The sequence below is a fragment of the Muriicola sp. E247 genome (genome assembly GCF_041358175.1).
Lineage (GTDB): Bacteria > Bacteroidota > Bacteroidia > Flavobacteriales > Flavobacteriaceae > Muriicola.
This window is the reverse complement of record NZ_JBGKBE010000005.1, coordinates 22,589-35,229: the sequence shown is the minus strand read 5'-3', so window position 1 is coordinate 35,229 and position 12,641 is coordinate 22,589. Positions and strand designations below refer to the sequence as shown.

The 12,641-nt window shown below is 44.5% G+C and carries 11 protein-coding genes and 2 tRNA genes; 6 read left to right on the top strand and 7 right to left on the bottom strand.

Annotated features, from left to right (window positions below; translation table 11 throughout):
- Nucleotides 1-9: 9 nt before the first annotated feature.
- From ACA086_RS08885 to folE, 5 genes are all read right to left on the bottom strand, one after another.
- Entirely contained in the window at nt 10-510 is a 501-nt protein-coding gene (locus ACA086_RS08885; protein WP_371002966.1) for a DUF192 domain-containing protein, read from the bottom strand.
- A 12-nt stretch (nt 511-522) separates the two neighbouring features.
- Nucleotides 523-1,479, bottom strand: a complete 957-nt coding sequence (lgt, locus tag ACA086_RS08880) for a prolipoprotein diacylglyceryl transferase (RefSeq protein WP_371002965.1) — start codon at nt 1,477-1,479, stop codon at nt 523-525.
- A gap of 107 nt (nt 1,480-1,586) precedes the next feature.
- Nucleotides 1,587-1,808 carry a membrane protein insertion efficiency factor YidD gene (yidD, locus tag ACA086_RS08875; RefSeq protein ID WP_369748969.1) on the bottom strand — a complete coding sequence of 74 codons (222 nt, stop codon included), beginning with the start codon at nt 1,806-1,808 and terminating at the stop codon, nt 1,587-1,589.
- On the bottom strand, nt 1,805-3,286 hold the full coding sequence (cysS, locus tag ACA086_RS08870; RefSeq protein WP_371002964.1) for a cysteine--tRNA ligase: 1,482 nt from the start codon (nt 3,284-3,286) through the stop codon (nt 1,805-1,807). The genes yidD and cysS overlap by 4 nt, the downstream gene beginning before the upstream one ends.
- A 15-nt stretch (nt 3,287-3,301) precedes the next feature.
- The gene (gene folE, locus ACA086_RS08865; protein ID WP_371002963.1) at nt 3,302-3,982 is read right to left on the bottom strand and encodes a GTP cyclohydrolase I FolE; all 681 of its coding nucleotides are present in this window, start codon (nt 3,980-3,982) and stop codon (nt 3,302-3,304) included.
- Between the two features lie 139 nt (nt 3,983-4,121).
- On the opposite strand from folE, the gene ACA086_RS08860 reads away from it, so the two are divergent.
- Together ACA086_RS08860 and ACA086_RS08855 are read left to right on the top strand one after the other, a co-directional pair.
- Nucleotides 4,122-5,927: a T9SS type B sorting domain-containing protein gene (locus tag ACA086_RS08860; protein WP_371002962.1), complete on the top strand. Its 1,806-nt coding sequence runs from the start codon at nt 4,122-4,124 to the stop codon at nt 5,925-5,927.
- 128 nt (nt 5,928-6,055) lie between these two features.
- The gene (locus ACA086_RS08855; protein WP_371002961.1) at nt 6,056-7,468 is read left to right on the top strand and encodes a T9SS type B sorting domain-containing protein; all 1,413 of its coding nucleotides are present in this window, start codon (nt 6,056-6,058) and stop codon (nt 7,466-7,468) included.
- A gap of 48 nt (nt 7,469-7,516) precedes the next feature.
- Here ACA086_RS08855 and ACA086_RS08850 read toward each other — a convergent pair whose 3' ends face one another.
- Together ACA086_RS08850 and ACA086_RS08845 are read right to left on the bottom strand one after the other, a co-directional pair.
- On the bottom strand, nt 7,517-9,025 hold the full coding sequence (locus tag ACA086_RS08850) for an OmpP1/FadL family transporter (protein WP_371002960.1): 1,509 nt from the start codon (nt 9,023-9,025) through the stop codon (nt 7,517-7,519).
- 33 nt (nt 9,026-9,058) lie between these two features.
- Nucleotides 9,059-10,441, bottom strand: coding sequence for a hypothetical protein (locus ACA086_RS08845; RefSeq protein ID WP_371002959.1), 1,383 nt, complete (start codon nt 10,439-10,441; stop codon nt 9,059-9,061).
- Nucleotides 10,442-10,536: 95 nt separating this feature from the next.
- Between ACA086_RS08845 and proS the strand changes: the two genes are divergently transcribed.
- The 4 genes from proS to rpsT all read left to right on the top strand — a co-directional run bounded on the left by proS (nt 10,537) and on the right by rpsT (nt 12,587).
- Nucleotides 10,537-12,012 carry a proline--tRNA ligase gene (proS, locus tag ACA086_RS08840; RefSeq protein ID WP_371002958.1) on the top strand — a complete coding sequence of 492 codons (1,476 nt, stop codon included), beginning with the start codon at nt 10,537-10,539 and terminating at the stop codon, nt 12,010-12,012.
- An 82-nt stretch (nt 12,013-12,094) separates the two neighbouring features.
- A tRNA-Glu gene (locus tag ACA086_RS08835) sits at nt 12,095-12,166 on the top strand.
- Nucleotides 12,167-12,215: 49 nt separating this feature from the next.
- Nucleotides 12,216-12,287 (top strand) — tRNA-Glu (locus ACA086_RS08830).
- Between the two features lie 48 nt (nt 12,288-12,335).
- Nucleotides 12,336-12,587, top strand: coding sequence for a 30S ribosomal protein S20 (gene rpsT / locus ACA086_RS08825; RefSeq protein ID WP_371002957.1), 252 nt, complete (start codon nt 12,336-12,338; stop codon nt 12,585-12,587).
- Nucleotides 12,588-12,641 lie beyond the last annotated feature (54 nt).

Sequence of the window (12,641 nt, the reverse complement as noted above, 5' to 3'; positions counted from 1 at the left end):
GATTTTGGATTAGTCTGAAATTAGTCTTTGGAAGACGATCTTATCTCCATTTTCCAGCTGCCAGCGATCTGTTAGCCCCGCATTGACTTCTAACACGTACATTACCGGATTTTCAGAAGGTAATCCCGCTTCATTCATGGGTTGTGCATTTTTTACAATGCTGGTTACCATCAGATCTTTATCGATATAAATAATATCCAGAGGGAAGCGGGTATTTTTCATATAGAAACTGTGGTACGCCTCTTCAGGGAAAATAAATAACATACCCTGATTCTGTTCCATACTCTCCCGGTACATGAGTCCGGTTTGTGTCTCATAATCACTTTCGGCAATCTCTATGTCGAGTTCAGTCAGGAGGGTATCCGACTCTGCCCTGTAGAGCGAAAGTGTCCCTTCTTTGGTAAAGGTAACCGGTGTCGTGCTAACAGACTTTTTAGCCTCTTGTTTGCAGCTTCCGGAGATAAATAATACTGCGGTAAAAATCAGGAGGAAATAAAAAACTCTTTTCATCGCGAATTCCTTTTACCCTCTTCTGGGTTTAAACATAAAGAACAGCCCGATGAGGATAAAAGGAATACTCAGCCACTGACCTGTTGAAAGTAGTCCCAGGGATTCCTCAAATCCCCCCTGACTTTTCTTGACGTATTCCACGAAAAATCGGATCGTCCATAGCAGGACCAGAAACAAGCCAAAAAGATAACCGGGATGGTTTTTTTTCTCTGTCTTCCAATAGAGGAAATGCAGGATAAGGAAAACAAAGATATAGCAAATCCCTTCGTAGAGTTGTGCTGGATGCCTGTATGGGATGGCTTCCAGATATTCCGAAAACTGGGGGTTGTTCTCCAGCGCTTTATAAGCGGCATTAACGGTTTTTTCCTTAGTGATCCTCATGACTGAGGACGCCGGCATATCATCACTGTCGCGAACGAATTTAGTGGCAAAAAGGAAAGATTTCTCCACTATTTTCCCATTGATCTCTGAATTGAAGAAGTTGCCCAGGCGAACGCAGAAGGCCCCTATGGCAACAGGAATGACAACCCGATCGAGGATCCAGAGCATTTTAAAGCCTTTGTGTTTTCGGGTATAAAGGTACATGCCTATGATAATTCCGATAGCCGCCCCATGGCTAGCCAAACCGGTGAAACCCGTAAACTCATATCCATTGATAAGACCAAATAAGCTGCTTCCTGCCCTTTCTCTAATCGGGAGCAGTATCTCGAGCAAATGATTGGAGTAATACGGCCAGTCGTAAAAAATAACATGACCCAGTCGCGCTCCCAACATGGTAGCAATCACGGTATAGATAAAAAGGGAGTCGAGTTCCTGAACTGTTTTTTTCTCCTTGAGGAAGATCCTCTTCATAATGAACCAGCCCAAAGCAAAGGCTATGATCCACAGCAGGTTGTAATACTTGATCTGGAGAAATCCGATCTTAAAAAGTGTGTCAGCCGGATTCCAGATAAAACCTAGGAAATGCATAGGATATTTTTTTAAGCGACTAAGATAAGGAAATACGAAGAGAGCAAAATAGATTATCGATGCTTCTCACGGAAAAAAACAATTTTCCAGAGAAAATCACAAACGTTTTATGGAACGGGATCATAACCACTTCCACCCCAGGGATGGCAACTGAAAATTCGCTTTATAGATAACCAACCACCTTTGAACAAGCCGTGTTTTCTGAGGGCTTCAAGAGTGTACTGGGAGCAGGTTGGGGAATATCGGCAACTGGAGGGTAAATAGGGCGAGATCAATAATTGATACCCGCGTACCAGGAAAACAAATGGGGCTATGAGGATTTTTTTCATGTGATACTAAAGGTAGTACCTTCTTTTCCGTCCATGAGTTGAATCCCCATATCGGCCAATTCATCTCTGATCTTATCCGAAGTGGCAAAATCCTTATTGGCCCTGGCTTCATTGCGCAGTTGAATCAGCAGAGCTACCACCCCACCCAATTTGTCTGAAGATGCAGTAAGCTGTGTAGTGGATTCCAGTCCAAGGACATCAAACACAAATTGGTTCATGGTTTCGGAGAGAATCTTAAGGTCGGTCTCGGAAACTTGTGCTTTACCCTCTTTAATCAGATTGATAAATTTCACTCCTTCAAACAATACGGCAATCAAAACCGGAGTATTGAAGTCGTCATTCATAGCGTCATAACACTTCTGTCTCCAGGCAGGCATATCTATTCCTGATGTATTCGAACTTGTTAAACCATCGATTAAACTTAAGGCGTCCATCAATCTGTGATAGCCTTTTTCAGAAGCCAGTAAGGCCTCATTACTGAGATCGAGGATGCTGGTATAATGTGCCTGCATCATAAAAAAACGAACTATTGAAGGCGCAAATGGCTTGCTTAATATGTCGTTTTCTCCGGAAAAAATCTCATTGGGTAAAATATTATTCCCGGTAGATTTTGCCATTTTCTTCCCATTCATGGTGAGCATATTGGCATGCAACCAATATTTTACGGGGGAGTTGCCATGTGATGCCTCAGATTGAGCGATCTCACATTCGTGATGAGGAAATTTGAGGTCCATACCACCTCCGTGGATGTCGAAGGTTTCCCCAAGGTACTTTGTACTCATCGCTGTACATTCCAGATGCCATCCCGGAAATCCATCCCCCCAGGGGGAAGGCCATCGCATAATGTGCTGTGGTTCTGCCTTTTTCCAGAGGGCAAAATCCTGAGGATTTCGCTTTTCATCCTGGGCGGTGAGCTCACGGGTATTACTGATCATATCTTCCAGTTTTCGCCCGCTTAACTTTCCGTATTCATGCGTTTCATTAAATTTTACAACGTCGAAATAAACCGATCCGTTGATCTCATAGGCATATCCATTTTCAAGGATTTCTTTGATGATTTCAATCTGTTCAATGATATGCCCCGTTGCTGTAGGCTCGATACTTGGAGGGAGAAAGTTAAATTTCTGCAGAATGTTATGGAAGTCAACTGTATATCTCTGAACAACTTCCATAGGCTCAATCTGTTCCAGTCGGGCCTTTTTGGCGATCTTATCTTCCCCTTCATCTGCATCGTCTTCCAGGTGACCTGCATCGGTGATATTCCGGACATATCTGACCTTGTAATCGAGGTGTTTCAGATAACGAAAGATCATGTCAAAAGACATAAACGTGCGGCAATTCCCAAGATGTACATTGCTGTACACGGTAGGACCACATACATACATGCCTACATGACCTTCATTGATGGGGATGAATTTCTCTTTTTTTCCCGAAAGGGAATTGTAAATTCTAAGTTGTTGTTCCTGATACTTCGCCATTAGGATGCCCGGAGGTTAAAAGGTCGTATCCAGATTAATGTATTCCAAAAATTCCTTGCGTATGGCCTCTTCCTTAAATCGGCCACCGTATTCTGCTGTAACTGTACTGCTGTCCACATCCCGTATTCCCCTTGAATTCACACAGAGGTGTTTGGCGTCTATCACACAAGCGACGTCCTCTGTTCCCAGCACTTTTTGAAGTTCCCGAACAATCTGAATATTCATCCGTTCCTGAACCTGTGGTCTTTTTGCAAAGTAATCAACGATCCTGTTCATTTTGGAAAGGCCAACCACGGTTCCGGCAGATAAATACGCAATATGGGCTTTCCCTACTATAGGAAGCATGTGGTGCTCACAGGTAGAATATACAGTGATATTCTTCTCCACCAGCATTTCTCCATACTTGTACTTGTTTTTAAAGGTCGATGCTTTGGGCTTTCTTTTGGGATGTAAGCCACTGAACACTTCTTCCACATACATTTTTGCCACGCGCCTCGGGGTTCCTTTTAAACTGTCATCGTCCAGGTCGAGACCAAGAGTTAACATGATATCTCTTACGTTGTCTTCAATGCGCTCAATTTTCTCTTCATCAGACAGGACAAAGGCATCCGGTCTTATAGGGGTGTCTTCAGCTGAAGAACTGTGATCTTCCCCAACAGACTCAAAATGATCTTCCAAAGAACTCTTTATTTTCATTAAATCGGGTCTTAAACAAAGGGCAAAGATATACATAAAATGGCACTTTATGCGCCGTTACGGCCTATACACAACATAAATTAGTGTTAAGGTGACAGCTCCTTTATTTTAGGGATTTACATGTAAACCTTAGTCATTCATGAGAATACCTCTGGGTCTTCTTTGTATTTTCTTTGTTTTTATACTGAACAACGCAGCTGCTCAGGTTGCTGACGATTGCCTTAATGCGATTCCCATTTGCAATAATACGCCTGTTAATGGGGGGACCTCAGGCTATGGAACCGACGATTTCAACAATGCGCCTAACTCCGGATGTCTGGAACCTACCATAACAGGATTTATCGAATCCAATTCGGCCTGGTATAGATTCAGGACCAGTGCATCGGGTCAGCTTGGATTTAACATTGGCTTCGACACCTCCGAGGATTGGGATTTCGCCCTCTACAGGTCTTCGAGCTGTGCAGCCCTGGGGGACCCTATCCGATGTAATTTTTTTGATAACGGGGATGAAGATGCCTATATGGGAGTAGGGGAAGACCCTACAGGAAACACTGGCAATGTGCAATACGAAGACTGGATACAGGTAGCACCAGGCGAGGATTACTATCTCCTGATTAACAATTTCAGCAACAGTAATTCAGGGTTTTCTATCCAGTTTTCGGGCCAGATCTTTGTTACAAACCCCAATGATGCACTTGATTGTTCAATAATCAATAACCTGCTCGGCGCTCCCATTGCAGCCTGCGATAACGAAACTGTCACTCTGGATGCAACAACGACCAATGCCCTCGGCTACACCTGGTATAGCGATACGGGCAGTGGTTATCAGGTTCTGGCCGGTGAAGTATCACCCACATTGTCTGTAAATAGCTCCGCCATGTACAGGGTAAGAGTTAGTATGCCGGCACCTCCGGATATTATTAGTGACGTACAGGTGGCATTTTCTGTAGCCCCCGTCACCCATCCTCTTGCAGATGAAGCCCTATGCGTGGAAAACGGAACATTCAACCTGGAAGTAAAGGATGCTGAAGCCCTGGGCCCACAAGATCCTGCAACACATCTGGTAAGTTATCACTCTACCTTTTCGGATGCAGATAATGGCCTGAATCCCCTTCCAAAATTACACACCATAAATTCGGGGAATGAAACGATCTATGTAAGAGTATCAAGTCTTGAGAATCCAAGATGTTACGATGCTTCTGAACAGTTTATTTTGGAAGGAGTAGTGACTCCTGTGCTCACTTTTGAGGATGAAGTCTTTATTTGTGAAAATACAGCCGGTGAGATCATAGGCGAGTTATTTCCGAACGCCCAATACATATATTCCTGGGATAGCGGGGAGACAACTCCCAGTATTTCGGTCACACAGGCTGGTAACTACACCCTCACAGTAACCAATACTACCGCAGGTTTAAATTGCTCGGCCAGCAGGACAGTGAGTGTATCGGTATCCGAACCCCCTGTAATTTCTGAGGTCCTGATCGATGATCTTCAGACCGCAAATACGGTAGAAATTGTAAATAATGTACCTGGAAACTTTGAGTACCAACTAGACACCGGGCCGTTTCAATCTTCCCCTGTTTTCAGGGAAGTAAGCCCGGGTATGCATACAGTGACCATCAACGACCTTAATGGATGTGGCACGGTAACAGACAATATAATTGTGGTGGGTTTTGCTACCTTTTTTACTCCCAACAGTGACGGATCAAACGATTTCTGGCAAATCGTGGGTATTGAAACACTGAGGGAACCCGTAGTACAGATTTTTGACAGGTACGGAAAACTACTTGCAGTTATGGAAGAGGATTATCTCGGATGGGATGGAACTTACAACGGTGCCCCTGTCCCTTCCACGGATTATTGGTTTAAGATTTCTTTTCTGGACGACAGTAACCAACGGGTGGAAGCCAGGTACATCAACAATCACTTCTCATTAAGACGATAATTCCCATACGGGTAACTAAGACCATCCGTTCATCGATTAAGAGTCAAAAAAGTAGGATGAAATTATACTAAATTTCCCCCCTCCCAGTTATACATACTGTTTAACCCTCGTTAAATAGCCCCATTTCTATGCAAAAATACCATTGGTATACGGCTCTTGTCTTTTTTTGCACCGTTGGCCTGTTTGCTCAGAATTCTCCGGATTGCCGGAGTGCTATTCCTGTGTGCGCCGATGCTCCTATCCTCTCGTTTGCCGACGGGGGAGGGGATATAGACGATTTTGATCCTGATGTAATCAGGCAGAGTGGGTGTCTGGAAAAGGGTAGCGTAAGTTCTGCAAATATCGAGAACAACACTTCCTGGTACGTATTCCGGGCAGGAACACGGGGGCAGATCGGATTCGATATTGAAGCCCTTCCGGGAACCAGTGGAACAGTAACGGCTGAATGGGATTTTGCCTTATACGGGCCTGATGTGGATTGTGGGAGTATCAGTAATGGAACTGCCCAGCCTATACGATGTAATTATGAGGTTAATGACACCAATTTTACCGGGATCGGAGTAAATCCCGAAAACGGTCAGGAAGGTGCTCCGAACCTTACCGGCAGTCAGAATACCTACGATGAATGGCTCATTGTGGAAGAGGGTGAGATCTATTACCTTCTGATCAATAATTTTAATACCAATTTTGACGGGGATCCGGAACCTTTTTCTCTGACCTTTACAGGGTATTCGGTAGATCAGGACCAGAATACTGCTCTCGATTGTACTTTGAGAGATGAATTCCTGGGTCTGGATATTGTGACCTGTGAGGGCGTCCCCGATATAGTACTGAGTGCACTGAATTCGCCTGCCGGACCGGATATTGCCAACGTTACCTGGAGTGTGGATTACGAAGATGACGGGGTTATAGACCAGGTATTGGCTTCAGGGCCCACAGAGACCACATATACTGTTACAAGCCCAAATTCAGGGCGCTATTTTGTTGAAATCATTACCAATCTGGCTACCACCATTACTGATGATATTCTGATCACATTTTACGGCACTCCTGTTTTACAGGAAGTGGTTATCCTCGATGATCTTTCGGATAGCAACAATATTGAAATAATCGTAGACGGAAACGGCAGCTATGAATACGCTATCAATGGGGGAGATTTCCAGGATTCGGCTATTTTTTACGATGTCCCTCCGGGTGAGAACACGGTAATTATAAATGACAAAATCGGCTGTGGTACTACCAATCCTATTCCATTTCTGGTAGTAGGTTACCCCAAATTCTTTACTCCTAACGGGGACGGTATTCACGACGCCTGGAATATTCTTGGAATTGAGACCCTCACAGACCCTGTAGTCTTCATCTTTGACCGTTACGGAAAGTTGCTAAAGCAACTGGATGAAACAACTATTGGATGGGATGGGACATTCAATGGCCGACCTATGCCTTCTTCTGATTATTGGTTCCGGCTGGATTATTCTCGCGATGAACAGGGGATAGTAGTGGCAAATACCATCAGGACACACTTTTCCCTGGTTCGATAAAAAAAGCCGGCTTCCACCGGCTCATTCTTATTTCAATTATACAATTTCTTAGAGGTTGAGCGTATAGCCCAATAAGATGTTTGTATTGATATTGTTTACTAAAGAAGGAGAAGGGAACCCAGTAGAAAACAATTGCGACTGAGCATTTTGTTCGGATCTGCTATAGGCCAGGTCGAGTCTGCTTCCACCAAAATTAAAGCCCAGTCCGAAAGATACTGCTTCAAGATCACCTATGGTAACCCCGTCAACATAGGGGCTGCTTTCAAAACGATAACCGCCGCGGAGGCTCACGTTATCAATTCTGTATTCTCCCCCGATCCTATACGTGTTTACTGTACCCAACTGGGCAGCGATAAAGCTGTTTTCATCACTAAAGCTGGGATCAGACAGAGGCCTTAATTCTGCCTGGGACATATCCTGGTAGCCGTAATCAAAACTCAGTAATCCCTGGGGTCCGAAAACAATTGCCAGGCTACCGGTAAGTTTTGAGGGGGTTTTTATGGTGTATTCGTCAAATAGATTCACAATATTAAAGTCGATAAACCCGATCTCAGAATCTGCCAGATCCGAATTGATCCGCTGAGAAGTATCATCCAGGAGTCGGTACCAGGTAGGTGATTGGTAACTTCCTCCCAGGCGGACATTTTCATTTAACAAGGCAATAGCCCCCAGGCTAAAGGAAAAGCCGGAGCCTTCTGTACGCAGGTAGTTGTCAAAATTTACGAATTGAATTTCAGAACCGGCATCATATCCTGTTTCTGTAAATTCGGTATACTGATCGTAGAGAACAGTGTGAAAGTTAAGGGAAGCTCCTATAAACAGATTTTGCTGATATTGTCCTGAGAAATTCATGGTGAGTTTACTATTATACCCGTTGGTCCTTTTAAAATATTCCTGATCAACTGTATTATATTGGGCATTAGAAACATAGGCTGTGTTGTTATTATCCGATTCATCTACCGGATCAATAATTCCGCCGTAGTATCCTAAAAAGGCCTGTTGCTCCCTGAATCCCAGGTTGGCACCGATATCGAGATAGGCTTCTTCAATGAATTCTCCATCTTGTATCTGAAGTGGGCCAAATGGTACTCCATTCGCAAAGTTCAGGAAGTAATTGTCTATTCCCTGATTACCGTTTCCAAAGGTATAGACTTCATTGTCGAAATTCCTGGCCATATCATAATTAATAGCCAGGGCAATTTTCTGCCAGGGGGAATTCGAATTTCTGCTGTTAAAGACAAAGACGCCTCCCAATTGATTGATGTCTACAGAATTACGCACTTCAGAACCCAAGGAACCAAAATAGGTAGATTCGTTGTTCTGGTGATAATTTGCTCCGGTAATGGTGAAGAGACTATTGGCAAAGATGGAAGACCCGGCAGGGTTAATGTTTAATGCCGACATATCGCCACCCAGGGCCCCAAAAGCCCCCGCCATTCCCTGAAAACGAGCTGTTCCCTGTAGATTTTCTGTGCTGTACCTGAGTACGTCATCGATGTTCTGAGCCGTTGCGCTAAGGCATAACAAACCCGTAATGAACGTTAGAAATTTTTTCATTGTCCTGTCTTTTATTTATTGAACGTAAAAGGATTATTGGTTTCTTCCGCCCCTGCTTCCAGATGATCTGCCACCAGAAGATCGGCCACCGGATGATCGGCTGCTTCCCCTGGAACTGCTTCTTACACTCCCACTGGAAGATCGTCCACTACTTGAACTCCTGTAGCTTCCGGAGCTGCGACTGCTGCTGCCTGAGCTTCGGTAGTTACCTGAACTTCTTGAACTTCTGGAAGATCCTGAGCTTCTGTAGGCACCATTACTCCTTGAGCTTCTAGTGCTTGAAGATCTGTAGCCCGAAGATCGCTGGGATCCTGAGGACCTGTAAGATCTGGATGAAGGTCTTGTGACATTCCCGCTACTTCTTCGGTACATGTTACTTCTTGATGCGGAGTTTCCACTATATCTATTTTGTGCAGAACTGCGGTTATAGTTCGGGGAAACCCTGGAGCTTCTGCTTGTTCTGTAACTCCTGTTTCTGCTGATAGCATCGGCACTCACAGAACGTCTCGCTGTGGTTCCTCCCCTGTAAGCAGAGGATCTGCGAGCTGTGCTTCGTGATGAAATGTTCGATCTGCCACTGTTATTTCTCAAACGTGTACTTGCACTTCGGCTGTTAAGGTTGGACCTTCCCCTTAAAGAATTTGAAGAAAGCGTATTCCTGTTGTAATATCCTCTTCGGGAGTTGTTAGAGGCGTATCGGTTATAACCACGTCCAAATCTGTTGTAACCGTAGTAGGGATATCCAAAGCGATTGTATCCATTCCAGCCCCAATTGTTCCAGCCTCCCCAGCCGTAATTCCAGGCCCAGGCACCACCCCAGCCCCAGTTGTTCCAGCCAAAGCCTCCCCAGCCCCAGTTGTTCCAGCCGCCGCCCCAGCCGTAATTCCAGCCCCAGCCCCAGGGGTTTCTCCATCTCCACGGACTGTATAATCCACCGTAGTACCAGCCACCGGCGCCCCAGAAAGGATCAGCCCAGCCCCAGTTATTCCATCCCCAATTATCATTAAAATTAATAGTGACGTTGGTAGGATTATCTCCCCATCCGGGATTTCCGGCATAGGTGTTATTATTGTCAAAATAATTCTCATTCTCTATAAAATCGAGACTGTCATTCTCTACTCCGCTGTAGTATTCATCAACATCCGTAAAGATCTCATTTTCCATGAAATCGTCGATTTCCTCAGCCTTACGCCCGAAGTAATCTCCGTAGATACCATCTTCGTTCTCTTTAGGTGCTTTCTGAACAGTCGTTCTAGGAGTAGTGTAGACTGTTTGTCTTTCAACTCCTGAAGGGTATATTCCGTCATTATCGTAATACGATGCCTGCTGATACGATCCACAGGAGACCATCCCAAAGCCTAGAAGACCAAGGACAATCATATTGATGGTTTTTTGGCGGGGTAAGGAATCTATCATGAGTACAAATTTATATTGTTGAACATATTAAAAATAGTTAGTTTTGCCCAACTATTCTTGATAATTGATACAAGTTTTGTGCCAAAGTACATTAGATGGGAAAAAAATTAACGACGCGATCCGAGGATTATTCCAAGTGGTATAACGAGCTCGTAGTAAAGTCTGATCTCGCAGAAAATTCGGGTGTTCGGGGCTGTATGGTGATTAAACCATATGGCTTCGCTATCTGGGAAAAGATGCAGGCGGGGTTGGATAAGATGTTTAAGGAATCAGGTCATGAGAATGCCTATTTTCCAATTTTTATTCCGAAGTCCTATCTCAGTAAAGAAGCCAGTCATGTAGAAGGTTTTGCCAAAGAATGTGCTGTAGTGACACATTACAGGCTCAAAAATGCCGAGGATGGGAGTGGTATAGTGGTCGATCCTGAGGCGAAGCTGGAAGAAGAACTCATTGTACGCCCAACCTCTGAAACCATTATCTGGGATACCTTCAGACGCTGGATTCAATCCTACAGAGATCTGCCGTTGCTGATCAACCAATGGGCCAATGTGGTGCGCTGGGAAATGCGTACCCGACTTTTTTTAAGAACCGCTGAATTTCTATGGCAGGAAGGACATACAGCCCACGCTACCAGGGAAGAAGCTGTAAAAGAGGCAGAGACTATACTGGATATCTATTCGGAATTTGCAGAAGAGCATATGGCTGTACCTGTGATTAAGGGAACAAAAACAGAAGGAGAACGCTTTGCCGGGGCTGTGGAAACTTATTGTATAGAAGCCCTGATGCAGGATGGGAAAGCCCTGCAGGCCGGAACTTCTCATTTCCTCGGACAGAATTTTGCCAAAGCATTTGACGTAAAATTCGCCAACAAAGAGGGGAAACAGGATTACGTATGGGCTACATCCTGGGGGGTTTCTACCCGACTAGTGGGTGCCCTCATTATGACGCACAGTGATGATAACGGACTGGTACTACCCCCAAAACTGGCTCCCATACAAGTGGCAATTATACCTATCTACAAAGGGATGGAGCAATTGGAGACCATCTCTGAAAAGGTATTGCCTCTGGTAAAAGAGTTGAGGTCTAAAGGGATTTCGGTAAAGTTCGATGACAGGGATACGCATAAGCCCGGATTCAAATTCAATGAATACGAATTAAAGGGAGTACCGGTTCGCCTTGCCATCGGGCAGCGTGATCTGGAGAATGATACTTATGAAGTTGCGAGGCGGGATACCCTTGAAAAGGAGACCGTGGGGGCTTCAGGAATAGTAAGTCACATTGAAAACCTGCTCCTTGATATACAGGAGAACATTTACAAAAAGGCACTTAACTACAGAGAACAGCATATTACACGTGTAGATTCTTATGAGGAGTTTAAGCAACTTCTTGAGTCTAAAGGCGGATTCTTCCTCGCTCATTGGGACGGAACCGCAGCAACTGAAGAAAAAATAAAAGAAGAGACGAAAGCCACCATTCGCTGTATCCCTCTGGGAGACAAGAAGGAGGAGGGGAGTTGTATGGTTACCGGTAAGCCAAGCCAGCAAAGAGTACTCTTCGCTAAGGCCTATTAAACAGCCTATTAAAAAATAATGTGAGGGGGTTGCGGTAGTAAAAAATAATTGTATTTTTGCATCCGCAATTGCACCTACCTTTGGCCCGTTCGTCTAGGGGTTAGGACGCCAGGTTTTCATCCTGGTAACAGGGGTTCGATTCCCCTACGGGCTACTAAAATTGATCGTGCTTTGGAAAAAAGCAGGATTAGGGTTATTAATTTGGCCCGTTCGTCTAGGGGTTAGGACGCCAGGTTTTCATCCTGGTAACAGGGGTTCGATTCCCCTACGGGCTACAGGAAGACTGTCGGAAAAGGCAGATAAAAAATATAATTAATAGAAAGATGGCAAATCACAAGTCGGCATTAAAGAGAATCAGAAGGAACGAAGCAGTGCGCCTGCGTAACAGGTATCAGCACAAAACCACTCGTAACGCAATCAAGAAGTTACGAAGTGAAACAGATAAGAAAAAGGCGAATGCCTTATTGCCTTCAGTGATCAGTATGATCGATAAATTGGCTAAAAGAAACATCATTCATGATAATAAAGCGGCCAACCTTAAAAGCAAGCTGACGAAAATGGTAGCTACCATATAAGCTATTCACTAATAACATTTTGATAAAAACCCGGCAAAAGGCCGGGTTTTTTAT

Coding starts and splice junctions, on each gene's coding strand:
- ACA086_RS08885 (WP_371002966.1), bottom strand. CDS start 510: ATGAAAAGAGTTTTTTATTTCCTCCTGATTTTTACCGCAGTATTATTT.
- lgt (WP_371002965.1), bottom strand. CDS start 1,479: ATGCATTTCCTAGGTTTTATCTGGAATCCGGCTGACACACTTTTTAAG.
- yidD (WP_369748969.1), bottom strand. CDS start 1,808: ATGAAAAAAATCCTCATAGCCCCATTTGTTTTCCTGGTACGCGGGTAT.
- cysS (WP_371002964.1), bottom strand. CDS start 3,286: ATGGCGAAGTATCAGGAACAACAACTTAGAATTTACAATTCCCTTTCG.
- folE (WP_371002963.1), bottom strand. CDS start 3,982: ATGAAAATAAAGAGTTCTTTGGAAGATCATTTTGAGTCTGTTGGGGAA.
- ACA086_RS08860 (WP_371002962.1), top strand. CDS start 4,122: ATGAGAATACCTCTGGGTCTTCTTTGTATTTTCTTTGTTTTTATACTG.
- ACA086_RS08855 (WP_371002961.1), top strand. CDS start 6,056: ATGCAAAAATACCATTGGTATACGGCTCTTGTCTTTTTTTGCACCGTT.
- ACA086_RS08850 (WP_371002960.1), bottom strand. CDS start 9,025: ATGAAAAAATTTCTAACGTTCATTACGGGTTTGTTATGCCTTAGCGCA.
- ACA086_RS08845 (WP_371002959.1), bottom strand. CDS start 10,441: ATGATAGATTCCTTACCCCGCCAAAAAACCATCAATATGATTGTCCTT.
- proS (WP_371002958.1), top strand. CDS start 10,537: ATGGGAAAAAAATTAACGACGCGATCCGAGGATTATTCCAAGTGGTAT.
- rpsT (WP_371002957.1), top strand. CDS start 12,336: ATGGCAAATCACAAGTCGGCATTAAAGAGAATCAGAAGGAACGAAGCA.